The sequence below is a fragment of the Streptomyces sp. NPDC045287 genome (assembly GCF_056432325.1).
Window position 1 is genome coordinate 1 of sequence record NZ_JBWKJG010000029.1, and the last position, 22206, is coordinate 22206.

The 22206-nt window shown below is 69.9% G+C and carries 25 protein-coding genes, 1 tRNA gene and 2 pseudogenes; 8 read left to right on the forward strand and 20 right to left on the reverse strand.

Going from position 1 to position 22206, the window contains the following annotated elements; genetic code table 11:
• Window positions 1–89: 89 nt before the first annotated feature.
• Complete coding sequence (locus AC07D6_RS31180; RefSeq protein ID WP_479049998.1) at window positions 90–272, reverse strand: hypothetical protein; 183 nt, start codon at window positions 270–272, stop codon at window positions 90–92.
• A 220-nt stretch (window positions 273–492) separates the two neighbouring features.
• On the opposite strand from AC07D6_RS31180, the gene AC07D6_RS31185 reads away from it, so the two are divergent.
• Window positions 493–566 (forward strand) — tRNA-Gly (locus tag AC07D6_RS31185).
• Between the two features lie 51 nt (window positions 567–617).
• Here the strand turns inward: AC07D6_RS31185 and AC07D6_RS31190 are convergent.
• The 12 genes from AC07D6_RS31190 to AC07D6_RS31245 all read right to left on the reverse strand — a co-directional run bounded on the left by AC07D6_RS31190 (window position 618) and on the right by AC07D6_RS31245 (window position 7338).
• A complete protein-coding gene (locus tag AC07D6_RS31190; RefSeq protein ID WP_479049999.1) occupies window positions 618–1778 on the reverse strand; it encodes a tyrosine-type recombinase/integrase in 1161 nt (386 codons plus the stop codon).
• Complete coding sequence (locus AC07D6_RS31195; protein WP_315877642.1) at window positions 1778–1990, reverse strand: excisionase family DNA-binding protein; 213 nt, start codon at window positions 1988–1990, stop codon at window positions 1778–1780. Before AC07D6_RS31195 ends, AC07D6_RS31190 begins: the two co-directional genes overlap by 1 nt.
• Window positions 1983–3383: a replication initiator protein RepSA gene (repSA, locus tag AC07D6_RS31200; RefSeq protein WP_479050002.1), complete on the reverse strand. Its 1401-nt coding sequence runs from the start codon at window positions 3381–3383 to the stop codon at window positions 1983–1985. The genes AC07D6_RS31195 and repSA overlap by 8 nt, the downstream gene beginning before the upstream one ends.
• Entirely contained in the window at window positions 3380–3592 is a 213-nt protein-coding gene (locus AC07D6_RS31205) for a hypothetical protein (RefSeq protein WP_479050004.1), read from the reverse strand. The genes repSA and AC07D6_RS31205 overlap by 4 nt, the downstream gene beginning before the upstream one ends.
• Entirely contained in the window at window positions 3592–3777 is a 186-nt protein-coding gene (locus AC07D6_RS31210) for a hypothetical protein (RefSeq protein WP_479050006.1), read from the reverse strand. Before AC07D6_RS31210 ends, AC07D6_RS31205 begins: the two co-directional genes overlap by 1 nt.
• Window positions 3778–3872: 95 nt before the next feature.
• The gene (locus AC07D6_RS31215; RefSeq protein ID WP_315877646.1) at window positions 3873–4109 is read right to left on the reverse strand and encodes a hypothetical protein; all 237 of its coding nucleotides are present in this window, start codon (window positions 4107–4109) and stop codon (window positions 3873–3875) included.
• Window position 4110: 1 nt separating this feature from the next.
• Window positions 4111–4425 (reverse strand): SpdD protein, encoded by a 315-nt coding sequence (locus tag AC07D6_RS31220; protein ID WP_479050008.1) that lies wholly within the window; start codon window positions 4423–4425, stop codon window positions 4111–4113.
• 15 nt (window positions 4426–4440) lie between these two features.
• On the reverse strand, window positions 4441–4629 hold the full coding sequence (locus tag AC07D6_RS31225; RefSeq protein ID WP_479050010.1) for a mobile element transfer protein: 189 nt from the start codon (window positions 4627–4629) through the stop codon (window positions 4441–4443).
• A gap of 19 nt (window positions 4630–4648) precedes the next feature.
• Window positions 4649–5350, reverse strand: coding sequence for a DUF2637 domain-containing protein (locus tag AC07D6_RS31230; protein ID WP_479050012.1), 702 nt, complete (start codon window positions 5348–5350; stop codon window positions 4649–4651).
• Between the two features lie 18 nt (window positions 5351–5368).
• Window positions 5369–5563, reverse strand: a complete 195-nt coding sequence (locus AC07D6_RS31235; protein ID WP_479050014.1) for a hypothetical protein — start codon at window positions 5561–5563, stop codon at window positions 5369–5371.
• An 81-nt stretch (window positions 5564–5644) separates the two neighbouring features.
• Window positions 5645–7003 carry an FtsK/SpoIIIE domain-containing protein gene (locus AC07D6_RS31240; RefSeq protein WP_479050016.1) on the reverse strand — a complete coding sequence of 453 codons (1359 nt, stop codon included), beginning with the start codon at window positions 7001–7003 and terminating at the stop codon, window positions 5645–5647.
• 2 nt (window positions 7004–7005) lie between these two features.
• On the reverse strand, window positions 7006–7338 hold the full coding sequence (locus AC07D6_RS31245) for an SCO3933 family regulatory protein (protein ID WP_479050018.1): 333 nt from the start codon (window positions 7336–7338) through the stop codon (window positions 7006–7008).
• A gap of 189 nt (window positions 7339–7527) precedes the next feature.
• On the opposite strand from AC07D6_RS31245, the gene AC07D6_RS31250 reads away from it, so the two are divergent.
• Complete coding sequence (locus AC07D6_RS31250) at window positions 7528–8286, forward strand: GntR family transcriptional regulator (protein ID WP_479050020.1); 759 nt, start codon at window positions 7528–7530, stop codon at window positions 8284–8286.
• On the opposite strand, the gene AC07D6_RS31255 is transcribed toward AC07D6_RS31250, so the two are convergent.
• Entirely contained in the window at window positions 8287–8904 is a 618-nt protein-coding gene (locus tag AC07D6_RS31255; RefSeq protein WP_479050022.1) for a nuclease-related domain-containing protein, read from the reverse strand.
• Window positions 8905–9494: 590 nt separating this feature from the next.
• On the opposite strand from AC07D6_RS31255, the gene AC07D6_RS31260 reads away from it, so the two are divergent.
• Together AC07D6_RS31260 and AC07D6_RS31265 are read left to right on the forward strand one after the other, a co-directional pair.
• Complete coding sequence (locus AC07D6_RS31260) at window positions 9495–10253, forward strand: type II toxin-antitoxin system antitoxin SocA domain-containing protein (protein ID WP_479050024.1); 759 nt, start codon at window positions 9495–9497, stop codon at window positions 10251–10253.
• 7 nt (window positions 10254–10260) lie between these two features.
• Window positions 10261–10647: a type II toxin-antitoxin system PemK/MazF family toxin gene (locus tag AC07D6_RS31265; RefSeq protein ID WP_479050094.1), complete on the forward strand. Its 387-nt coding sequence runs from the start codon at window positions 10261–10263 to the stop codon at window positions 10645–10647.
• A 297-nt stretch (window positions 10648–10944) separates the two neighbouring features.
• Here the strand turns inward: AC07D6_RS31265 and AC07D6_RS31270 are convergent.
• The 4 genes and pseudogenes from AC07D6_RS31270 to AC07D6_RS31285 form a co-directional block, all read right to left on the reverse strand.
• Window positions 10945–12093, reverse strand: a pseudogene (locus AC07D6_RS31270) (site-specific integrase); the annotation flags it as partial.
• Between the two features lie 459 nt (window positions 12094–12552).
• Window positions 12553–13836 (reverse strand): DNA sulfur modification protein DndB, encoded by a 1284-nt coding sequence (locus AC07D6_RS31275; RefSeq protein WP_479050026.1) that lies wholly within the window; start codon window positions 13834–13836, stop codon window positions 12553–12555.
• 849 nt (window positions 13837–14685) lie between these two features.
• Entirely contained in the window at window positions 14686–15615 is a 930-nt protein-coding gene (locus AC07D6_RS31280) for a M56 family metallopeptidase (RefSeq protein ID WP_479050028.1), read from the reverse strand.
• A gap of 5 nt (window positions 15616–15620) precedes the next feature.
• Window positions 15621–16022 carry a BlaI/MecI/CopY family transcriptional regulator gene (locus tag AC07D6_RS31285; protein ID WP_315877658.1) on the reverse strand — a complete coding sequence of 134 codons (402 nt, stop codon included), beginning with the start codon at window positions 16020–16022 and terminating at the stop codon, window positions 15621–15623.
• 292 nt (window positions 16023–16314) lie between these two features.
• On the opposite strand from AC07D6_RS31285, the pseudogene AC07D6_RS31290 reads away from it, so the two are divergent.
• Both AC07D6_RS31290 and AC07D6_RS31295 read left to right on the forward strand, forming a co-directional pair.
• Window positions 16315–16527 (forward strand): annotated as a pseudogene (locus AC07D6_RS31290) (TerD family protein); the annotation flags it as partial.
• A gap of 28 nt (window positions 16528–16555) precedes the next feature.
• A complete protein-coding gene (locus AC07D6_RS31295; RefSeq protein ID WP_479050030.1) occupies window positions 16556–17023 on the forward strand; it encodes a hypothetical protein in 468 nt (155 codons plus the stop codon).
• Window positions 17024–17540: 517 nt separating this feature from the next.
• Here the strand turns inward: AC07D6_RS31295 and AC07D6_RS31300 are convergent.
• Both AC07D6_RS31300 and AC07D6_RS31305 read right to left on the reverse strand, forming a co-directional pair.
• Window positions 17541–18560: a hemolysin family protein gene (locus AC07D6_RS31300; protein ID WP_479050032.1), complete on the reverse strand. Its 1020-nt coding sequence runs from the start codon at window positions 18558–18560 to the stop codon at window positions 17541–17543.
• Complete coding sequence (locus AC07D6_RS31305; protein ID WP_479050034.1) at window positions 18557–19867, reverse strand: hemolysin family protein; 1311 nt, start codon at window positions 19865–19867, stop codon at window positions 18557–18559. Before AC07D6_RS31305 ends, AC07D6_RS31300 begins: the two co-directional genes overlap by 4 nt.
• Window positions 19868–20854: 987 nt before the next feature.
• On the opposite strand from AC07D6_RS31305, the gene AC07D6_RS31310 reads away from it, so the two are divergent.
• Window positions 20855–21076, forward strand: a complete 222-nt coding sequence (locus AC07D6_RS31310; protein WP_479050036.1) for a hypothetical protein — start codon at window positions 20855–20857, stop codon at window positions 21074–21076.
• Window positions 21077–21165: 89 nt separating this feature from the next.
• Window positions 21166–22173: a sporulation protein gene (locus AC07D6_RS31315; protein ID WP_479050038.1), complete on the forward strand. Its 1008-nt coding sequence runs from the start codon at window positions 21166–21168 to the stop codon at window positions 22171–22173.
• Window positions 22174–22206 lie beyond the last annotated feature (33 nt).

Below are 22206 nucleotides of genomic sequence, written 5' to 3' on the forward strand. Positions count from 1 at the left end.
CAACACCCGGCAGCAGGGGCGCTATCCGCTCCCACGCCGCATCCGTCAGCTCACCCCGACCCACCACAAGATCAATTATCAGACAGGTCCTAGGCCCGCCCGGCCGCCCCCGCGGGCACGGGAACGGCGTTCCGCAGCCGCGCGCACCGGGGACAGCGAATGAGCCGCCCGGGCCCGATCCGACCGGCACCGAGGTTCTGCATCGGGAACGTCGCGGTATTGAACACGTGCCCTTCGGCACACCGGACGACGGTTCGCTCCATGGTGTCCATCAAGCCCTTTCCCAACAAGCGGTGGACGAGACAGCCACATTAGGGGATCAACAGGACACCACTCCAGGCGGCACTCCGCCCCCCCACCTTATGCCCCAACTCCCCGCCCGAAACCGCCGGATCACCCCGCCCGACACACGAGAAACCCCCGGCGCGACACACCAGGGGCTGCAGATGAGGTACAGTGAGCGGCGATGCGGCCCGGTCCTCCGGCCGCCGCGCGGGTGTAGTTTAATGGTAGAACATGAGCTTCCCAAGCTCAGAGCGCGGGTTCGATTCCCGTCACCCGCTCCATGACGAAGGCCCTGGTCAGCGACCAGGGCCTTGTTTGTTGTCTGGACCAGCTCAGGAGTCCTGTGCCAGACCCGTGCCAGATGTTGTGGCATTCACTGCATCACGCCGGGCCTGGACCAGGCGGTCGAGGCCAGCAGCCACTTCCCTTTGCCGCTCCAAGTCCGAGTGCTGGTAGATCAGCGCGGCCCGCTCGGTCGACTGGCCAGCGCGGACCATCGTGTCCTTGAGCGTCGCACCCGAGCGGGTTGTGAGGGTGTGCCCGGTGTGACGAAGATCGTAAAAGCGGAAGTCGTCCGGCAGTCCGACGAGGGACCGGGCCCGTCGCCACTTCCGCCCGAAGGTGGACCGGCGGAACGGCGCCCCCTTCTCCCCCACAAACAACAGCCCGTCCGGGCCCTCCTCGGCGTACCAGTCGAGATGTCGCTGAAGCTCGGTTCGGAGAAAGGCCGGCAGGACGACGAGCCGCTTCCCGGCCTGTGACTTGGTCGGCCCCTCCGCCCGCTTGCCGGTACTCAGCTCGGGTGCGGCCTGGCGCACGCGAAGGACCATGTTGTCGAGGTCGACATCCTTGCGGCGCAGCTCGGCCTGTTCCTCCGGACGGAGAGGGCCGTACGCGGCCAGGTAGACCATCAGCCGCCAGCGAAGGCCGATGGCGCCAGCCAGCTCATCCACCTGGTCGACCGTGGCGATCTGACGTTCGGCGGCCGTCTCCTTGCCCGCTCCCCGGATGCGGCAGGGATTACGGCGGATCAGTTCGTCGTCGACGGCGGTCTCCATGATGGCCTTGAGAAGCCGGTAGGACTTGGCGACGGTCGCGGGCGCGCCGGTGGTGCGAAGCCGCTCGGTGCGCCAGGTTCGGACGCGCGGCGCGGTGATCTGGTCAAGGTCCAGGTCCTCAAAGGTGGGCAGGATGTGCAGCCGCAGAAGTCGGCGGTACAACTCATCCGTCGTGGCCGCGAGCCCCCGTTCATCGACCCACTGCAGTGCGTACTCAGTGAAGTTCACGGCACCCGCGTCCGGGTCCTGCCAGTCTCCGCGCCGGATCTCGGTCTGCTTCTCGGCCAGCCAGTCGTCAGCGTCGCGGGCCGTCGCGAACGTGTCGGGAGCAGGGCGGAGGATGCCATCCGGTCCTGGATAGCGCGCCTGGTAACGCCCGGAGGGCAGCTTCCTCACCGTCCCAAACGTCCGGCGTCGCCCCTTCTTGTTGGCCATCAGACAGCCCTCCCGTACCGGCTACGGCGACGGCTCACCGGCTCGACGGTGTTGGCGTCGATGTAGGCCCGCACCGCGCTCTCCGGGATGCGCACGTGACGGCCGACCTTCACGTACCGGATGCGGCGCTCAGCAACGAGACGCCGAGGAAAGCGGACGGTGGTACCGAGCACTTCGGCAACCTGGTCAACACTGAGGTACCGCTCATTCATATGTCTGCTCTCCTTCCAGGTCGTGGAGTTCGGCACGGATCTCGCGTGCGGTTTCGCGGTTGTGTTGGATGTCGCGGCGGATGTTGGCGGCGAGCCAGGATTCGCCGGGGGTGTGGCCGTGGCCGGCGTAGGCCCAGTGGGCGACGACGAGGGTGGTGGCCTCGGGGTGATCGTCGGGGTCGGGCAGGCCGAGGGCGGCGCGTTGTTCAGCGGCGCGGTAGTCGGCGCGTGTCTGGCGTAGGGCGGTGAGGGTGGTGGAGTAGCGGCGGGATTTGGTGGAGAAGTGGCCGCGGAAGCCGAGCATGTGGGCCCAGTCGCGTAGCTTGCGGTCGGGGTAGAGGGGGTGGAGGTCGAGGCAGGTTTCGATCAGGCGTCGGGGGTGGTCGGGTACGCCGAGGAGGTCGAGGGCTTCTTTGTTGCCGATGCGGCGGTCGACGGTGCCGGTGGTCTCGGCGGCTTTGGTGGCGTATTTGGCGACGTAGGAGGCGACGGCCTGTTCGGTGATGTCCTCGCCGTTGCCGAAGGCGCCGATGGGCTGGATGTCGAGTTGAGTGCCCCAGCGCAGCGTGCGGGCGGGGTGGTCCCCGGCGGCGGGGACATCGACCTGGACGCGGGCGACAGCGGCCCTGATGGCGTCGGTGAGCAGGTCGAGGCTCGCCCAGGCGGGCGGGGGCGTGTCGGGGCCTTCGGGGCCGTCGAAGCGGATGACGGCGTGGAAGTGGACGGCGCCGCGCTTTTGGTACTCGGCCACCTTGCCGAACGACAGGCGGGAAGTCTCGCGGGCGGCTTTCTGGGTGAGGCCGGCGCGGCGGGCGATCTCGCGGCGAAGGTAGATCGTGAAGTAGCGCCACAGCTCGGAGGCGTGGTTGTTCCACAGCACCGCCCCCGCGTAGTCGTACGTGGCCGGGTCCAGCGCGGTGCCCAGTTCGGGGGCGTCTTCGGGGTGGCGGGTGCCGCAGGCGCAGGGCCGAGTGCCGGGCCGGTTGTGGACGGGGCCGAAGGAAGGGGCGGTGAGGGTGGCGAAGACGCGCGGGTGGTCGCGCACGGTGTCAGGGGTGCCCTTGGTCGGGTCTCCGACGAGTCCGGCGCGGATCAGGTGGTAGGTGTCCCCGGCGTAGGTCCAGGCGCAGGCCGGGCAGCGCGAGGCCCGGCGGTTGCCGCAGGCGACCCGCAGGACCCCGCCAGGCTCGGTGTCGGTGGTGTAGGCGTGGAGGACGGTCTTGGTGGCGGGGTCGATGAGCTTGGTGCCGCCGGACAGGCGGATGGGTGCGGCGCATCCTCCGGTGCGGCGGATCTGTTCGGTGAGGCGGTCGAAGCCGGGTGACCCGGCCACCCGGAGCAGGTCGCTCAGGGTGGCCGGGTCCAGGCCCGCCGCGGTGGCGGTGTCGTTCACCAGCGCCGCCTCCCCTTGGGGGTGCTGGCGTCGCTGCTGACAGGGCCGCTCAGATTCTTGCCGTTGGCCTTCTTAGGCTCCGGACGCAAGAAGTCATGGGCCTCGTGTGCCTCCCTGACTTCCCGCTTGTGCGCGAAATCGAGCTTGGCACGGTCGATCGCATCCTGCAGGTCGTAGTCGTCGGGCTCGCGCCTGCTGAAGAGACCCATCAGGCCGTCACCTCCACTCGACTAACGGTGGTCATGGGGCGAACGCCGGTGCCCTGGCAGGCCGGGCAGGTGATACGGAGGGTGGCGTGGGAGCCATCGGCGTGGCGGGTGCCGGTGGTGATGGTGGCGGTGGCGAAGCCGTCGCAGTCGCGGCACACGGGCGCGGCCGGGGTGCGCTGGGGCATGATGGGGTCTCCCTTTCGGGTCCGTTGGATCTGGAATGGAGTTCAGGCGCCCGGGGCGGCGGAAGTTTGGCGACCGAGGCCGCCCCGGGGGCCGCTTAGTGCGAGGAGTCTTCGGGAAGGACGACCCATTCACTGGACCAGTCGGCGTCTCCGAGACCGGTGGGGGTCCACCCGCTGGTGGGGGATCCGGTCTTGATGAAGCCGAAGGCGATCCGGGCCGTCGTTCCCGGGATCCGGGTCACGGCGGCGCACTGGAAGTAGCGCCACTGTTCGGGCGCCTTATAGCCATCGGGGCGCCAGAGGTAGGTCTTGCCTGCGGTGAAGAAGGCCACGTCAGTGCTTCCTTTCCTGGTTGATCAGGGACTTGATGACGACCGCGCACACGGCTACGGACGCGGCGGTGACGGCGGCAGCGAGGAGCATGGACACCAGGACTGCGCCGACGACGAGGACGACCGCGGTTCCCCCGGCGGCGACGCCGACGAGGGCGCCGGGCGTGAGCTGGACGGTGGTCCGGGACGGACCGGGAGCCTGCGGCAGGGGCGTGGAGGCCGGGGCCGGGACGACCGGGGCCGTGTCGTTGACCGGCTGCGGTGCCGCGGGCGGTGCGGTGGCGGTGTCGGGGTGCGGGTACTTCGGGGTGAACACGAGGGGTGTCTCCTCTCAGGGGGTGCAGCGGTGGGTGCGGGCGGCGAGTTCGGCGGCGGGCCGGGTGTGGTAGTCGGCGGAGAAGTCGCAGCCGGGGGCGGTGCACACGGCGGTGTGCTTGGTCCGGCCACGGCCGTCGTGGTGGCTGCCGACCCGGACCGGGCCGATGCGGATCACGTCGTAGAAGCGGTTCGGACGCGCCACGGGCTTACCTCCTTTCTGGTCAGGCGAGTTGGGCGGCGATGGAGTCGGCCAGCGGGGCGGGGACGCCGAGGCGGGAATGCAGTGTGCCGGGGTCGATGGGGGTCCCGGTCTGGGCGCGGTGGGCGTCAGCGACCTTGCGGGCGTGGTCGAGGAGCGCGGGCGGGACCGGCACAGAAGGCGTTGCCTCGGGCGCGGGGGCGGGCAGTTCCGGCACGGGGTCCGGGGCGTGCTCGATCGTCTCCGGCTCCGGGTCCGGTTCGGGGGTCCGTTCGAGGGTGATCGGCTCCGGGGCCGACTCCGGGACAACGCGGTCCGGTTCGGAGACCGGGGCCGGTGGGGTGGCCGGTTCGTCGATGGTGTGCGTGGGGGCGTGGACGAGGAGGGTTCCGCCGAGAAAGGCGAGCGCGGGCCATCCGGCGACGAGGATGCGCAGCCAGGCCGGGATGGCGTCCAGGTCGAGTAGTCCGGCGGTGGCGACGTTCGCGCCGAGCGAGGCTGCGAGGGCGATGACGAACCAGACCCAGGCGGCGCGGTTGTCGGCGTGGGTGCGCATCCTGCGCCAGGCCGCCACCAACAGCAGGTCGACACTGACCGGGTAGGCCCACGCCTTCCACCCATCCTGACCGGCGGCTTCCGCCAAGTCGTGCAGATGGGCGAAGGACAGCGCACCAGCGATGACGGCCTGGACAAGCACGGCGTCGACGCGGAAGGAGCGGAGCACGGGGCGCCTCCTTTCTGGTCAGGCGGTGCCGGTGCCGAAGCAGTCCGGGCACAACGCGGACTGGGTGGCACCGATCTCCCGGCGCTTGCGCCCGACCCGGACGGCGGTCGTGGTCTCCCCACTCCCCGCGCAGGTGCCGCACGGCGGCGAAACCGGGGCGGGCTTCTTGGGCGGACGGCGGCGCGGGGCCGGGGGCTTCTTCGTGGTGGCCATGACGGTTCCCTTCGGTTTTGGGCATGGGCGGGGTAGGGACCTGGCGCGGGATGCGGTCACGCCGACCGTCGAACAGGGGGATTACTCGGTGAGGGACACCGGCTTGACCAGCGGCGCGGCGTCGGCCGCCGGTGCGGCGGGAATGATCGGCCGGAACGGCTCCAAGGCCGGGATGCGCGGGGTGAGGTGCGCGTGCTGGCGGCAGATGGCGACGGCTTGGGCCGGTGTCATCGCGGGGGTGCGGATGCGGGACCAGCGGCCGGAGGAGTCACCGGCGACCGCGACGCCGGGGCGGTCCGGCGGGATCGTCGTGACGGCGAAGACGGCATCGGGGGCGATGTCGCCCAAGCCCATCTCGGCGGTCTGCTTGTCGTTGACCCGGTGCACGGTGCGGCCGGTGAGCTGGGCGCGGAGCATGGTGGCGCCCTTGCCGAGTTCGGAGCCGAAGCGCTGGCCGCACACCTCCAGGTAGATGCCGACCGCGCGGGCCATCTGCGCGAGGCGGATCATCTGCATGACCATGCGGTCCCGCCGCTCCTCGTCCTTCTTCACCGCCGTGAGGAACAGCTCCGCGACCTCGTCCACCAGGACCACCAGCGGCACCGGGCGGACCCGTGCGGGCAGGTCCCACATGTCGGCCACACCGTGCTGGCTCAGCAGGTCGAAGCGGTCTTCCATCTCGCCCACCAGAGCGTTCAGCAGGCCGGACGCCTCATCGGGGGTGACAGCAAAGGCGGAGAGGCGGGGTGCGTAGCCGCGCTGTTCGACACCGCGCTTGCAGTCGATCCCGACCAGGCCCACCGGCAGCTTCGCCAGCCCGGCTATCAGGTTGCGCTGATACATCGACTTGCCCGACTGGTTCGCACCCAGCGTCAGCGCGTGCGGGATCTTGCGGTAGTCCCGCACGAACGCCGTACCGTCCTCCCGCAGCGCCACGGGAACCACCAGCGGCCCGGCGGCGAGGTCACGGGGCAGGCGGCGCGGCATCCTCACCCGCCGCAGCACGTCATAGCCGGTCATCCGCAGCTCGATGAAACCGGGCTTCGTCTCGGTGACGTGCACGGAGTGAACGCCCCAGGCGTGCCGCAGCCGCTCCGATGCGGCAGCCACGTCGGCGGGTTCCAGACCAGCCGGGAGGCGCAGGGTCACGTTCATGCCGGTGGACGAACCACGCACCCGCCGCACCTGGGGCGGGACCGGCTGAACATCCGGGCGCCGGGCCACGTTGCGGACCATGAACGCGCGAAGCCGCGACGGCTGCACCGTCAGCCCGCACACGTCCATCGTCGAGCGGTACGTCACCGCGAATCGCACCCGGGCCACCGGCAGACCCACCAGCGACCAGAACACACGGGGCGCGCGAGCCTTCGCGTAGCCCAGAGCGCCACCGGCACCGGCCAGGGGGAGGCCGATCTCCCATAACGTCGACAGGTCCGTCATGGTCAGGCACCCATCGGCGTCACGGCGACCGCGCGGAACGAGATCCCGTGACGGGTCTGCCCGTTGAACGTGTTCTCCCAGTCCCGCGCCTTGAGCCCGATCACCGACACCGGCATCCCCGGCTTCAGACCCTCGGGAAGACCGGTCTCCGGGACGGTCACCTGGTACAGGTTCCCCTCACCCTCGTCCGAGATCAGCAGACCCACCGTGGACAGGTTGGCACCGGTCTCCCGGTCCACCGCCCGCTCACCGGTCTGCTTGCTCACCAGCTTCGGCACGGGCGCCGTGGCCACGAACACCACAGCGGACGACGTGTCCACCTTGAACGACGGCATAGCTGTCTCCTCGTCCCTGAGGCCACCCCTTGTGAGCAACCTCTCTAGAGATGACTCCATAGAACAGCGCTTCTCTAGAGATGTCAACACGTCTCTAGACAGGTTTCGGATTGGCTGCTGAGGTGAGCCGCCGGTTGGGGTGAATGCGTGATCGCCCCTAAGGTGTCTAGAGAGGAAAGGAGGGACCACATGGCCACCCAGGGCAGCGGGCGCCAGCCGAAGTACCAGCGCATCGCGGACGATCTAAGGGAAGCGATTCAGGCCGGCGAGTACGGCCCAGGTGATCGGCTACCGGGAGAGAACGACCTCATGGCCGCCTACGAGGTGGCTCGCATGACCGCGCGGCAGGCACTCGGCGTGCTCCAGAACGAGGGCCTTGCCGAGTCCCGCAAAGGCGCCGGCGTGTTCGTGCGCGCCTTCAAGCCGCTCAGACGGCGGGGCATTCAGCGACTGTCCCGCGATCAGTGGGGTGCGGGACGTTCCGTCTGGTCTGCGGACATCGAGGACCGGACCCTTGTAGTCGATCAGGTGCAGGTATCCGAAGCCGCGGCACCCGAACGGATCAGCCGAGTGCTCGGCGTGGAGGCCGGTGCGGCGACCTGCGTACGGAGTCGCCGTTTCGTTCTCGATGAGAAGCCTGTTCTCCTGGCCACGTCGTACCTGCCCGCGGATCTGGTGGCGGGTTCAGCGATCACTCAGGAGGACACCGGACCCGGCGGCATCTACGCCCGTCTGGCCGAGCTGGGCTGCAAGCCCGTGCACTTCCGTGAGGAGATCCGTTGCCGGATGCCCTCTCAGGAGGAGGCGAGTCGGCTTCAGCTTTCGATGGGCATCCCGGTGATCATGATTTGCCGTACGGCGTTCGCGGACGAGGGGCGCCCCGTCGAGGTGAACGAGATGATCCTCGACTCCGCCGCGTACGTGTTGGAGTACGACTTCGACGCCTGATCAATCGGCCCAGGTGCGGGCCTGCCGGGCCACGCTGTAGATGTGCGCCACCTGATCAGGCGAGAGCACCGGCGACAGCCCCGACAGAACCCGGTCTATGTGCTCGACCGCCAGGACGAGCACCGGCGGGTTCGCACCCTTGACCGTGAGCTTCGCCGCGTGCACTACGGAGATCACGGGCCGGACGGGAACCTCAATCCCGCAGCGACGGGACAGAACGCGGGACACCCGGCGCGCTTCGGACTGACTGGCTGCGATGTGCCGAGTCCGGCTGCCGTTGATCGTGATCGCGATGTCGCCGTACCAGACGGTCTTCCCCGGATGCCGTTTCGAGTTGATGGTGAAGACGCCGGCGGGGCCGATGGCGAGGTGATCAATGTCCGTGCCGGTCGCCCATTGGATGGCGTGAAGGGTGAACCAGCCGCGGCCCCGGAGCCGGTCCAGGCGCTTACCGGTGAGCCGCTCACCTACGAGGCCGTCCTTCCAACTGCGAAGCTTCGGTTCCGCCAACCATCGGTCCACCAGCCTGAGCAGCGGGTTCGGTTGCAGTTCCCGGATCTTGCGGCGTACCGCGTCGCCCGCCCGATTCTGCGCCAAGTCATCCGGTAATGGCTGCACCCTGCCCCCTCATGCGTACGGCTCCACTGCCACACCATCACCCAGGCATGACCAGCGCCAAGAGTCCTATCGGTCATGAGTTGTTACAGGTTTCTCTACCTCATCAAGCCCCGGCTGCGCTCCGCTCCGCCGGGCGGGCTCCCGGCTCCGCTCCGCGCGACGCTCCTGCCTTCGGCCCGCTCCGCGCGGGCTACGCCGACGCCCGCCCACAGGTGGATAGGGCCCGGAGGCCATGAGTCGAGCACCATTCGCACGGTCACGGTCAGAGCCTGATGCCTCCGGCGGGGGATCGGCCGGCACCGGGATGGCGGGGGCGCCGTCCCCGGCCGCGGGTCCGTAGGGGCGTGCGCAGGGAGCTCCCATCCCGTCCGCCGTCGACCCAGGCAGAGCCGAGCAGACACGGCACCGGGCGTCCAGGTCGTTCGTCCAGTTGGGCGCTCCACCTGGACGCCCGGCACCGCGCCCGCTCCACGGTGTGTGGGTCGACGGCGGACGGGATGGAAGCTGGGGAGAGTGGTGGATGCGGATCGGGCGCTCAAGCACTAGAAAGCGAACAAAGGTTCGGGTACCCTCAATCTAGGGGGGTTTGTATGGACTACTTCATAGGTGATCACCGTAAGTCGTCCTACTACTACTTTGCGTGGATGTTTTTCTCATCGGGCGGTGCAAAGACGCGTCTCAGCCCGTACAGTGGTACGTCTGGGGGTGTGGCTATGACGATGCGCGGAAGTTCGGCGGCTGTGGTGCAGTTGCTGCGTGTCGCTCGCTCCAGTGGCGTCATGATCAACCGCACCAAACTCGCCAAGTTGCTTTACCTGGCCGACCTCGAAGCAGTAGCTCAGGACTGCGCTCCGGGCAGTGGCGTCGAGTGGCGCTGGCGGCACTACGGCCCGTACAGCAACGCTCTCCGTGAGATCGAGACCGATCTTGAGCTTGCTGGCATCGTACGCGTGAGCGAGACCGTTAACTTCTACGGGACCCCGGAAGTCCGGCTCGTGCTGGCCGTAGAGACACCCCAGGTTGAGATAGACGAACGGTTTGCAGAGATCGTTGAAAGGATCGTCTCCGAGAAGGGGCAACTGTCAGCGACCCAGCTGAAGGACCTCACCTACCAAACCCAGCCGATGCTCGAAGCGCAAAAGCTGGGCCGCAGGGAGGTCCGACTGGACCTGACAGGCGGGGAGCCGCTGCCCGACCTGGAGCCGGCACTCCAAAAACTGCGAGCCCTCGCCTTGACCATGCCTCCCCTGGAGGACGAAGCCGGGGCCGTGGATGACCTCACCCAGGACATCGAGGCTCTATCCGAAGCCCGCAGGGAAGCTACTGGCGTAATGTTGGACGGTGACTGACAGCGGGATGATCGTTCCTGTTTACGCCGGCGGTGTTTACTACGTCTCGGACGACAAGCTTCGGCTCATCCCTGATGAGGAACGCCAGGTTCACGACACACGAAGGCCCGTCCTCGTCGTGAGCGGCCCTAGCTCCAACGGAGACATTGCCTGGCCGTTTGTCCTAGTATGCCCGATCTCTAGTTCAACGAGCCGAAAGACCAGGTATGACATTCAGTTGGCTGCTGGTCAAGGTGGAGTCCTGAAGAAGTGCTGGGTCCGCGTACCAGCGATCCAGCCTCTGATGAAGGAAAAACTCGACGACCGCCTAGGAACACTTGAGGCCCGAGTCTTGTCTCAAGTACACACTCGCCTAGCTCAGTACCTCGGCTTGCTCGACGATAACGGCTTCTGAACGAGAGCCTGTCAGCGTCGGCGCGACACCCACCACTAAACGGGCCCTGTGTGCTCTGCAATGACCCTCAGCACCGTGCCCGTTCCGTGCCCGACGCGTCGGTGAACCACGGTCAATAGCGGGGAATCGGCAGTGGCTGAAGTGGCGCCTTAGCACCCGTTGTTGCTGGTCAAGCGGTCAATAACGACCGGTGGATCAGTGATTCCCAAGCTCAGAGCGCGGGTTCGATTCCCGTCACCCGCTCCACACGAAAGCCCCAGGCCAGCGGCCCGGGGCTTCGCTGTTGTCTAGACCTCTCTAGGCGTCTCGCACCACCTCCGCACCACCTTCCGCCTTTTCGCGCTGCTCACGGGCCTTCTGGCGGGTCGCGCGCACCATCCGGTCCAGCGCGCCGGCCACTTCCTTCTGACGCTCGTGGTCGGAGTGCTGGTAGATCAGCGCGGCCTTCTCGGTGGACTGGCCCGCGCGGACCATCGTGTCCTTGAGCGTGGCGCCCGAACGGGTCGTGAGGGTGTGGCCGGTGTGACGGAGATCGTAGAACCGGAAGCCCTCCGGGAGGCCGGTCGCGGCGCGGGCCTGGCGCCACTTACGCCCGAAGGACGAGCGGCGGAACGGCTTGCCCTTCTCCTCCACGAACAGCAGCCCGTCCGGTCCCTTCTCCGCGTACCAGTTGAGGTGCCTCCGGAGGTCGGTCCGGAGGAAGGCCGGCAGGACCATGAAGCGCCGTCCCGCCTCCGACTTGGTGTCGCCCTCGACACGGCGGCCGGTGGTCAACTCCGGCTCAGCCCTGCGGACCCACACGCCGGGGGTGTCCAGGTCGACGTCCGGCCGCCGCATGGCCGCCTGTTCCTCGGGGCGGGCCGGACCGTACGCGGCGAGGTAGACCATCAGCCGCCAGCGCGGACCCATGGCGTCGGCAGCCGCGTCGACCTGGGCCACGGTCGCCACCGGGCGTTCAGGGGCCGACTCCTTGCCCGCGCCCTTGATCCGGCAGGGGTTGCGGCGGATGGCTTCGTCATCGACGGCCGTCTGGAGGACGGCCTTCAGGAGCCGGTACGACTTGGCGACGGTGGTCGCGCCAGTCACCTTGCGCCGCTCAGCCCGCCAGGCACGGACGGCGGGCGGACTGATCTCATCGAGGTCCAAACCGCCGAAGGTGGGCAGGATATGCAGCCGCAGCAACCGCCGGTACAGCTCGTCGGTGGTCGCGGCCAGGTCCCGCTCCTCAACCCACTGCGTGGCGTACTTCTCGAAGTTGATCGCACCCGCGTCCGGGTCGATCCAGTCCCCGCGCCGAAGCGCGGTCTGCTGCTCAGCAAGCCAGTCGTCAGCGTCCCGGGCGGTCGCGAAGGTGTGCGGGGCGGGTCGGTCGATACCGTCCGGGCCGAGGTACCGAGCTTGGTACCGGCCGGAGGGTAGCTTGCGGACACGTCCGAAGCGGCTTCTTACCTGTCATCAAGGCACCCGACTGTGCTCCACTCCGCCGGGCGGGCTCCCGGCTCCGCCGTGGGCGTCGCTCCTGCCTTCGGCCCGCTCCGCCCGCGCTGCGCCGACGCGCGTCCACGTGTGGGTAGGGCCGGTGGCCATGAGTCGAGCACCGTCCGCACGGTCGCGGTCAAAGCTTGATGCCTCCGGCAGGGGATCGGCCGGCACCGGGATGGCGGGGGCGCCGTTTCCGGCTGCGGGTCCGTAGAGACGTGCGTGGGGCTGCGGCTGGGGAACCGCAAGTACGAAGGTAAGCGCAAGCCCGTTACCACCTGTTGCCAACGAAGAGCAGGCAGTAATTTGCCCTGAGGGCAAGGGGCCCAATGCCACCGAGCCGCACCTCTTGCCCTGAACACCCGGAACCCCAGCGAGACCCCCTCCGCATGGGTCATAGAGGGGGCCTCGCTGCTGTCCGGTGGCTCAGATGGCGGCGGGCGCCTTCTTGTACCAGTCGGTGATCACCTTGGTCAGGTGGACGATGTTCTGCTGGCGCATGATCGGCGCAGAGGCGTTGGGCTCGAAGTCTTCGTTCGCCGCGGTGGTGCGCCAAATGCTCTGCTCAGTGACCGGGGCGCCCATGTGGCGGTCGAGCCGCTTGAAGAACTCCTGGACGTCACCGTCTTCAACTCCGTCCTCCTTGAGGTTGCGGTAAACGCCGCCGAGGACGCGGAGCATGCCCACGGAGCCGAGGAGGGAGGACTCGCGGAGTTGCATCGCCTTGGTAGGGGGTGCCGGCGGCTCGTTCTTGCGCTTCTCAGAGAGGGAAGGGTGGTAGTTGTCGACATCCTCTTCGGTGATCGCCGCCAGGTCGGTGAAGGCCGTGGAAATGACGTCCAAGAAACCGCGGACGCTTTCGATCACCTCGTTGTCGGTGAGGGACTCGACCTTCTTGTTCACGCGTCCACCAGGGCCAGCGATGACGGAGCGGGTGATGTCAGCGACGTGCTTGGCGCCCATCAGGTTGCGGTTGGCCAGGGTCATGCGGTCACGCTCGATGTCGATCTTCCCTGCGAAGAGGGGGTGAGCGACGATGTCGGTCAGCGTGCGATTGGCGATGCGCGAAGTGTCGAAGCGGGCTCGGACGGCGCCGGAGATGCCCTTGGCGTTGTCTGCGACGTCGACAAACATCTGCTGCCCGCGGACACCATCGACCTCCACGTAGATGTCGACGCCGATGAACTCTTCCTTAAGACGCTGAAGTCGGAGGATCAGAGCTTCGCGCTCCTCGTCAAGTTTCTGCTTTTTCGCCTCGTTGGCACGGACCGCCTCACGGTCAATGCGCGCGATCTCGTCGGTGATGCGCTTCTTCTCCAGGTGGACCCCGAGCACACGGTGCTGGCCGTCGATCGTGATCAGGCGCCCGATGCCGCCGATGGCCCACGGGACGGTGAGGTATCCGACAGTCCCGTCCGCACTGATCGGCTCGAAGCGGCAGCCACCGGTGTCGCGGATAAGGAGAGCCGGAGCCACCCAACCCGGGTTTTCAGCAAGGTAGTTGCCGAAGCCCTTTGCGTGGTTGGGGTCGACGCGGCGGTTGTCCGGGTCGGGCTTGGCCGGGTCAGGGATCGTGAGGATAACCGGGAGCTCGGACAGTGGGATGCGGGTCGTGTAGACCGTGCGTCCGCCCTGGGTGGTCCGAATCGCCAGGTAGGTGGACTCCTCGCGCGTCAGCGACAGACGAGAGGGGTCAACGGTGATGGTCACCTACAACGTCCTTTCTGGGCCGGCAACTTGTTGTCCGACCTCCATGGAGCGCAACCGTAGAGCACCTACCGAATGTCCGTTTAGATAATCTGCTAACTGATCCGTTTAGCGCATTAGATGTCGCTTTACTTCGTCATGAGGTCGGTAGTTGAGCAGGCGGCGAGCGAGGACACGATCCGTCCGATGACCCATCGGTGACGTTCAAGCACGAGTAGGTCCCACACACTCTCGTGCCAGAACAGACGGGGCGTCACGGGGGAGGTCGACCCTGTGCCCGATCCGTGCCCGATCCGTGCCCGAAGGGGCGGTACACCACGGTCAGCAGCGGGTACCAGGCGGGCCCAGAAGCCCTTTCTGGCACCTGTTGATGCTGGTCACGACACGTTTGTGGGTACGGAAGATGCAGTGATTCCCGAGCTCAGAGCGCGGGTTCGATTCCCGTCACCCGCTCCACAGCGAAGGCCCTGGTCGGTGACCGGGGCGTTGTTCGTCGTCCGGATTCGCTGTGGGTCTTCGTGCCCCAACTCGTGGAAGGGCGCTGGTCGAACGGAGTTCGCCGTGCCCGGTGGGACGGGTGCGGGGAACCGGGGTGTTCGATGGCACCCGGGTTCCCCTGCTTGCCGAAGCCGCCCCACCGCGTCGAGCCGGTGGGGATGGCACCCCCGGGTTCCGCCTGTCGCTCGCCGGGTCTGGGAGGAGCCGCGCGTCGCCTTCGGTGGTGATCGGGCGGGCGGTGGACGGTCGGGAGGCGGTGGTCGCGTGGTGGTCGGGCGGGCGGCGGGGTTTCGCGGGCGGCACGGATGTGGGAAGGCGGTGGAGGTCCCATCCTCGCGGCAGCGGTGCGCGCGCCTACAGCGGAGTGGCGGCCTTCAGGATGAAGAACAGGCTCACGGCGGCGTTGGCCGACGACAGTGCCGAGGCCGTGGTGCCGGCGGCGGCTCCCCACGCGGCCAGGCCGACCGCGGTGAACACCGGCGGCCAGTTCCGTGCCGAGGGTGCCGGGCCCAGCAGGGCGGCCACCCGGCGCGGTACCGGCCCCGGGGCGGCGAAGCCCGCCAGGGTGACGCCGGGGGCCCCGCGTGACACGAGCGCGGCCTTGCCCACCGCCCGTGCCACGAGTCGGCGGTTGCCCACGCGGGCGGCGGCGTCCTCGTCGGCCCACCGCTCGGTGGTGTACGCGACGGCGGTGCGCAGCGGGCGCAGGAACGGGTTCGCGCGGGCGGCCAACTGCACGGCCAGCAGGTACCGGTGGTGGTGGCCGACGAGATGGGCGCGCTCGTGGGCGAACAGGGCGCGGCGTTCGGGGCCGGTGAGTACCTGGAGCATGCCGGTCGTCGTGACGACGCGGTCGCGTTTTCCGGGAAGGGCGTACGCGTAGGGGACGTCGTCCGGCAGGATCGCGACGGACCGTGCGGGCAGGCCGGCGAGTGCCTGGTTCGCCCGGCGCCGTACGCGGTGGTGGCGCCAGGCCGCCCGGCCGCAGGAGGCGAGCACCACGATCAGGGCGGGGATGGCGGCCTTGCCGGCGACCTCGTCGTACGGAACGGCCTCGCGGACCTCCGGGTCCGACCAGCCGTCCGGCAGCGGATTGCCGGGGAGCTGCGCGGTGCCGACCACCATCAGCAGGGCCAGGCACAGGGTGCTGCACACGGCCAGGACGACGGCGACCGCGGTGAGCAGCCAGGTGGCCGCACGGGGGTGCAGGTGCTGCTCGGCCAGCCGGGCCATCGGCCAGGCCGACAGGGGCAGGACGAGGGGCAGGAAGACGAAGACGCCCACCTGGGTCAGCCTTCGGCCTCGTCGGACTGGGCCAGCAGGTCGCGCAGGAGCTGTTCGTCGTCGGGCAGCAGGGCGGTGACGAACCTGGACAGCACCGCCTCGCGGTCCGCTTCCGCGTCCAGGAGGCGGCGCATCCGCAGGGCCGTGAGGCCGGCCTCGTCCGCGACCGCCGTCCACTCGAAGGCCCGGCCCGCACGCTGCCGCGCCACCGCCCCCTTGGCCTGGAGCCGGGTCAGGGTGGTGATCACGGTCGTGTAGGCGAGTCCCTGCCCGAGGCGCTCGTGCACGTAGGCGGCGGTGACCGGGCGCGACGCGCTCCGCAGGGCAGCCAGTACCTCCGCCTCCAGCTCCCCCTGGGCCCGGCGGCCGGACTGCCGGCCGGCAGCGCCCTCGTTCCGTTCGGTCATCGTGTCCGCCTTCTGCCCGCCGGTCCCGCTCGTACAACGAGGACGTTCATGGTACTGGCCCCGCCACCCCTCGTTCCCGCGCCGGTGCCTCCTCGCGCCGCGCCGGGCCCGCTCTCCCGGAGGAGGGCGGCGGGGCGGTGGCGCCACCGGCCCCGCCCCGTCGGCGCTCCGCGGTCGAGTACACCCACCAACTTCTACATTGCTGTGGAACCAACGTCCCGGACACCTCTCGGACCGAACGCGCCCCGCGCCCGACCCGACCGCTGGAGGCGAGAGGAACGACGACAGGGGCGTGAGCCTCGTCAAGGGCGGCGACATCTCGCTGAGCAAGGAGGCCCCGGGGCTGACCGCCGTGGTGGTCGGGCTCGAGCGGGACGTCCGCACCACCTCCGGTACCGACTTCGACCTGGACGCCGGCGCCCTGCCGCTGAACGGTTCCGGCAAGGTCGTCACCGACCGGCACTTCGTCCTCCACAGCAACCCCACCAGCCCCAGCGGTTCCGTCCGATGGCGGTGAAGGCGGTGAAGGCGTCATGGCCGCCCTCGTCGTCCTGACTCCCCTGCTGTCCGCCACGGCAGCGGTGATCTTCCTCTTGCTGGGTTACGGCCTGCGCGCGGCGGGGGTCGCGGACGCGCCGGCCGACACGCTCGTCGGCACGGGCTGGACCGCCGCGGCCATCGCCGCCGTCGCCGGGCTCACGGCGGGCGCCGGTCTGGTCTTCACGGCCGCCCGACACCGGGCCACGGCACACGAAGCCCCGCCCTCACCGGTCCCGCTCGCGCAGGCGCACGCGGCGTGGTCGCACGCCCTGCTGCAGCGCGGTCTACTGCCCCGGCTGCGCCACGGACTCGGACTCCACGACTCCACGGCGGGCTCCACGAGCACACCACCGGGCCTCGCGCCCGGTCCCGTACCCCGGAGCCACACCCGCCCGGGCCACAGCCGGCCGGACTTCGGCAGCCCCGGCTTCACGGGGCTCGCCCGCCCGTCCCGGGAATGAGGTCCGCGAGGCGTACGACGAGCAGGTGGTCGAGCGCCGTGGCGGAACGGGGCCGGCGGACGGTGCCCACCCGCCGCGCGCGGGAAGGGCACGGCTTCACGGCGAGGATGAGGGTGTCGGCGCGCGTTCACCCGCCGCGCGCGGGAAGGGCACCCCTTCGGCGCGCCGCACCACCCGCCGTACACGCGCCGCACCACCCGCCGTACAACGGGGCCGGCGCCACCCGCCGCACCACCCGCCGTACACGCGCCGCACCACCCGCCGTACAACGGGGCCGGCACCATGCGCCGTACAACGGGGCCGGCACCATGCGCCGTACAACGGGCCCGGCGCCATGCGCGGGAGGAGCCCAGGTCGCCGGGGCGCAGCGACCGCAGCGGGACCGGGCCGCCGCCGCGCGCGGGAGGAGCCCGGCCGACTCGGAGCGGAACGGGGCCGGCGGACCGGCGCGCGCCCGCCCGCCGCGTGCGGGAAGGACCCTCTCCCGACACCGGGCGAGGGCCCTGTGCTGTCGCGCCTACGCGCTCCGCGTGCCCATCAGGCGGGCGAGGAGGTCGTCCAGGCTGACCAGTCCGGTGAGCCGGCCGTGCTCGTCCCGGATGACCGCGAGGGAGGCGCGGTGCCTGCGCAACTGCTCGACCGCGTGGGAGAGGCTGTCGGTGCCCCTCAGCTCCGGAACGGGCCGGGCCAGCCCGCGTGCGGTGGCGGCGCGGCCCCGGGCCCGCGCAACGAGCGCGTCCCGGGCGTGCACCGAGCCGAGGACCTCCTCCCCGTCCGCGACGAGCAGGCGCGCCCGGTCGGCGGCGGTGGCCGTCGACAGGATCGTGTCGACATCGGCGTCGGCCGGTACGGTCGCGATGTCACCGGCGGGTACCCGCAGCTCCGCGACGGGGGTCTGCGGCTCGGTCAGGGACCGGGTGATGAGTTCGGAGTCGGTCTCGTTGATCAGACCGAGCCGTTCCGACTCGGCGACCAGGTGGGTGAGCTGCTCGCGGTTGTGGACCGCGGTCAGCTCGTCGCGCGGCTGTACGCGGCACATCCGGACCAGGGCGTTGCTGACCCTGTTGAGGACCCGGATCAGCGGCCGCACGACCTTGACCAGGGCGCGGAAGGGCGGGCTGAGCAGCATCGCGGAACGCTCCGGATGGGCGATCGCCCACGACTTGGGGGCCATCTCTCCGACGACCATGTGCAGGAAGACCACGAGGGCCATCGCGAAGGCGAACGCGATGCCGTAGCTGAGCCCGGCGGGCAGGCCGAGCTTCACCAGCAGGGGATCGACCTGGTGGGAGACGGCGGGCTTGGAGATCGAACCGAGACCGAGCGTGCAGACCGTGATGCCCAGTTGGGCGCCGGCCAGCATCAGGGACAGCTCGCGCATGCCGGCGAGCGCCGCCTTCGCGCCGCGCCGCCCTTCCTCGGCGGCCTTCTCCATGCGGTGGCGCTTCGCCGCGACGAGGGCGAACTCCGCGGCCACGAAGAACCCGCTGGCGACGAGGAGCAGGACGGTGACGAAGAGAGCCACGGGGAAACTCACGCCTGGGCCTCCTCGTCCGCCGCGCGCTCGATCCGGACGCGTTCCGGTACGTGCCGGTCCAGACTCAGGACCTCGATGGCGACGCCCTCCACGGTGAGGCGGTCGCCGATGGCGGGAAAGCGCCCCAGCCGGTCGATGACCAGGCCGGCCACGGTGTCGTAGTCCTCCTCCTCGGGCAGCGCGATGCCGGTCGCCTGCTCCACCTCGTCCAGGCGGCGCCCCGCGTCGACCACCCAGCCGGCCCCGTCGGGGACGGCCGGCCGGACGACGGTGTCGGTCTCGTCGGCGATGTCACCGACCAGTTCCTCGGCGATGTCCTCGTAGGTGACGATGCCCGCGACTCCCCCGTGTTCGTCCAGGACGACGGCGAACTCGTCGTCCCGCTGCCTCATCTGTGCCACCGCGTCCGGCAGCGGAAGGGTGTCGGGCAGCAGCAGCGGACGGCGCGCCGCCTCCCCGGCCGACGTGGTGCCGAAGCCGCTCGCGGGCAGCCGCATCAGCTCCCACACGCCGATGACGCCGGTGATGTCGTCGGGGTGGTCTCCGAGGACCGGGTAGTTGGAGTGGCCGTGTACGGCGATCAGGTCGGCCGCCTCCTCCAGGGTGGCGTCCCTGCGTACGAACACGGCGTCCACGCGCGGGACCATCACCTCGTCGAGGGTGCGCTCGGAGAACTCCAGGGCGTGGTCGAGGAGCTCGGCGGTGTCCGCCGGGAGCTGCCCCTGCTCGTGGGACTCGCCGATCAACTGGCTGAGCTCCTCGAGGGTGGCTCCGTGGTGCAGTTCCTCCACCGGCTCGATGCCGACCTTGCGGAGGAGCGTGTTCGCCGCGCTGTCGAAGACGCGCACGAGCGGGCCGACGGCCTTCAGGTAGAGGAGGGTGGAGGAGGCCAGGGACTTCGCCAGCCGCTCGGGTACGGCGAGTGCCAGGTTCTTCGGGGCGAGTTCGCCGACCACCATCTGCAGGACCGTGGCGATCGTGAAGGCCAGCACCACGGAGACCGCCGTGGCCGCGCCACCCGTCAGCCCCACACCGTCCAGTACGGGCCTCAGCAGGGCCGACACGGACGGTTCGGCGAGGAAGCCGACCACCAGTCCGGTGACCGTGATGCCGAGCTGCGCGCCGGAGAGCATGAACGAGAGCCGCCCCAGCACCTTCAGGGCACGGGCGGCCCGCCCGTCGCCCGCTTCGGCCTCGCGGGCGAGCGCCAGCCGGTCGGCGGCGACGTAGGCGAACTCCTGGGCGACGAAGTACCCGGTGCCCACGGTCAGGACGAGCACGGCCAGCAGGCCGAGTCCGGCGCTCACCGCACGCCGTCCCGCCGCGCGCCGGCTTCAGGCGTGGCGGCACGGGACGGTCCGGGACCGTCCCCAGGGGGGTCCATCGGTCTGGCAGGCAAGGCGAACTCCTTCACGGCTCTGTCGAGCGGGACGAACGGGCGGGAGCAGCCGGTCCCCGGTTCGGTGACGGCGACCGCCCCGCCCGGCGCGCGGGCCCCCACGGCGCGGGTCGACTCGGCTCGGGCTCCTACGGCGCGGGACGGCTCGGCACGGGACGGCTCGGCGCGGGTCCCCATGGCGCAGGTCAGCTCGGCTCGGGCCCTCACGGCGCGGGACGGCTCGGCCGCCTGTGAAGCGACGTCCTGAGTCACCCCGCGCCTCCTCCTCGTCACGTATGCCGTCCCTCGTCACGCTTGTCGTTCCTCGTCGGGCCAGGAAGCGGGTCCACCGCGGCTGCGCTCCGTCTCCGCGCGGCTGCCACGGAACCTGTCCCACACTCCGTTCTTCTACACGCGTGTAGACGATATGCCGTACCGCTCCGGAACTCGACACGGCACCTCCGGGACGGGACGCGCCGGATGGCCGCCCATCGCCCGCGCCCGTCGCCCGCCTTCCATTCACACCCGTTCGGACGGCCTTCGCAGCCCCGGCGACCCCGGACGAGGCACGGCGGACAGGGCCCACCGGGCCCTCCCGCCGTGCCGGCGGGTACCCCGAGGACGCCTCGGAGGCGCCTCGGGGACGCCCCGGGGCGCGACAACCACCCGCGCGGACCGCGGATCGCATACCCAGCCACATCCGCAACACGCGACTGGTCGGCCGACCGACCGACCGGCCGACCGGCCGATTCCGCGCTGTACACCGCCCGTTCACCCCGGCGCTCCCCCGCGGAAGGGCATCCGCCCCTATGCTTCTACACGGATGTAGATACAAGCGGCGAGGAATGCCGTCGGACGCGCCCGCGAGGCGGGTCGACGGCACACCGGACCGCTCCGTCATGGTGGGAGGGCCTTCGTGGCTGCGATAGATCTGGACAAGGTGCTGGACAAGGCATGGGCGGACAAGAGCCTGCCGGAGATCCTGGCCGCACCGGTGAGCGCGCTGAAGGGCGTCTCCGAGCGTGACGGCGAGCTCCTGGAGGAGGCGTTCGGCGTCAAGACGGTGGCCGACCTCGCCGACCTGAAGTTCGTCCGCCGGGCACAGGCCCTGGCCGCCCTGGGAGCGGCGTCGAAGTAGTTCTCCCCGGTCGCCACCATCGCCCCGCCGGTGGTGGCGGCCCCGCCTCTCCGTACAGCAACACGTTTCGCGAAGGAGTGAACGCCACGATGGTGTTCAAACGACTGCTCGGCTCGATCGGCATCGGCGGCCCCTCGGTGGACACGGTCCTGACCCCCGGAGCGGTCCGGCCGGGCGGCACCCTGACCGGCGAGGTCCACCTGAAGGGCGGCAACGCCGACTTCGACATCGAGCACATCACCCTGGAGCTCGTCGCCCGGGTGGAGGCCGAGCTCGGCGACGGCGAGAGCGAGGGCACGGTCGCCTTCGAACGGTTCACCGTCGCCAGCGGCTTCCGCCTGGCCGAGGGCGAGCAGCGCAGCGTCCCGTTCAGCGTGACCCTGCCGTGGGAGACCCCCGTCACGGAGCTGCACGGGCAGGCCCTGGGCGTCGTGCTCGGCGTCCGTACCGAGCTCGGGGTGGCGGGCGCGAAGGACAAGGGCGACCTGGACCCGCTCACGGTGGCACCGCTGCCCGCCCAGGAGGCGATCCTGGAGGCGTTCGGCCAGCTCGGCTTCGGCTTCAAGTCCGCCGACCTGGAGTACGGCCACATCGGCGGAACCGGCCAGCAATTGCCGTTCTACCAGGAGATCGAGATCTCCCCCTCGCCGCAGTACGCGGGCCGGGTCAACGAGATCGAGGTCACCTTCCTGGCCGACCCGCAGGGCATGGAGGTCGTCCTGGAGGCGGACAAGCGCGGCGGCTTCCTCTCCGGCGGCCACGACGCGCTCACCCGCTTCACCCTCAGCCACGAGGACGTCGACCACACGCACTGGACCACCGAGGTCGAGTCCTGGGTGCGGCAGCTCGTCGAGCACCGCTCCACCCACGGCGGCCACGGGGCGTACGGGCACGACGGCCACGGGTCGTACGGGCACGGGTCGTACGGGCACGACGAGCACCATCACGGCCACCGGCCCGGTCCCGGCATGGGCACGGCCGTCGCCGCCGGTGCCGCGGGGCTGGCCGTCGGCGTGGCGGGCGGCCTCGTCGCGGCGGAGGCCGTCGACGAGATCGGCGACTTCTTCGAGGGGGACGACGAGGGCGACGAGGGCTGAGCCTGGTAACTTCTACAGCAATGTAGAAGTTGT

Coding starts and splice junctions, on each gene's coding strand:
- AC07D6_RS31180 (WP_479049998.1), bottom strand. CDS start 272: ATGGACACCATGGAGCGAACCGTCGTCCGGTGTGCCGAAGGGCACGTG.
- AC07D6_RS31190 (WP_479049999.1), bottom strand. CDS start 1,778: ATGGCCAACAAGAAGGGGCGACGCCGGACGTTTGGGACGGTGAGGAAG.
- AC07D6_RS31195 (WP_315877642.1), bottom strand. CDS start 1,990: ATGAATGAGCGGTACCTCAGTGTTGACCAGGTTGCCGAAGTGCTCGGT.
- AC07D6_RS31205 (WP_479050004.1), bottom strand. CDS start 3,592: ATGGGTCTCTTCAGCAGGCGCGAGCCCGACGACTACGACCTGCAGGAT.
- AC07D6_RS31210 (WP_479050006.1), bottom strand. CDS start 3,777: ATGCCCCAGCGCACCCCGGCCGCGCCCGTGTGCCGCGACTGCGACGGC.
- AC07D6_RS31235 (WP_479050014.1), bottom strand. CDS start 5,563: ATGGCCACCACGAAGAAGCCCCCGGCCCCGCGCCGCCGTCCGCCCAAG.
- AC07D6_RS31240 (WP_479050016.1), bottom strand. CDS start 7,003: ATGACGGACCTGTCGACGTTATGGGAGATCGGCCTCCCCCTGGCCGGT.
- AC07D6_RS31245 (WP_479050018.1), bottom strand. CDS start 7,338: ATGCCGTCGTTCAAGGTGGACACGTCGTCCGCTGTGGTGTTCGTGGCC.
- AC07D6_RS31250 (WP_479050020.1), top strand. CDS start 7,528: ATGGCCACCCAGGGCAGCGGGCGCCAGCCGAAGTACCAGCGCATCGCG.
- AC07D6_RS31260 (WP_479050024.1), top strand. CDS start 9,495: ATGGACTACTTCATAGGTGATCACCGTAAGTCGTCCTACTACTACTTT.
- AC07D6_RS31265 (WP_479050094.1), top strand. CDS start 10,261: ATGATCGTTCCTGTTTACGCCGGCGGTGTTTACTACGTCTCGGACGAC.
- AC07D6_RS31285 (WP_315877658.1), bottom strand. CDS start 16,022: ATGACCGAACGGAACGAGGGCGCTGCCGGCCGGCAGTCCGGCCGCCGG.
- AC07D6_RS31295 (WP_479050030.1), top strand. CDS start 16,556: ATGGCCGCCCTCGTCGTCCTGACTCCCCTGCTGTCCGCCACGGCAGCG.
- AC07D6_RS31315 (WP_479050038.1), top strand. CDS start 21,166: ATGGTGTTCAAACGACTGCTCGGCTCGATCGGCATCGGCGGCCCCTCG.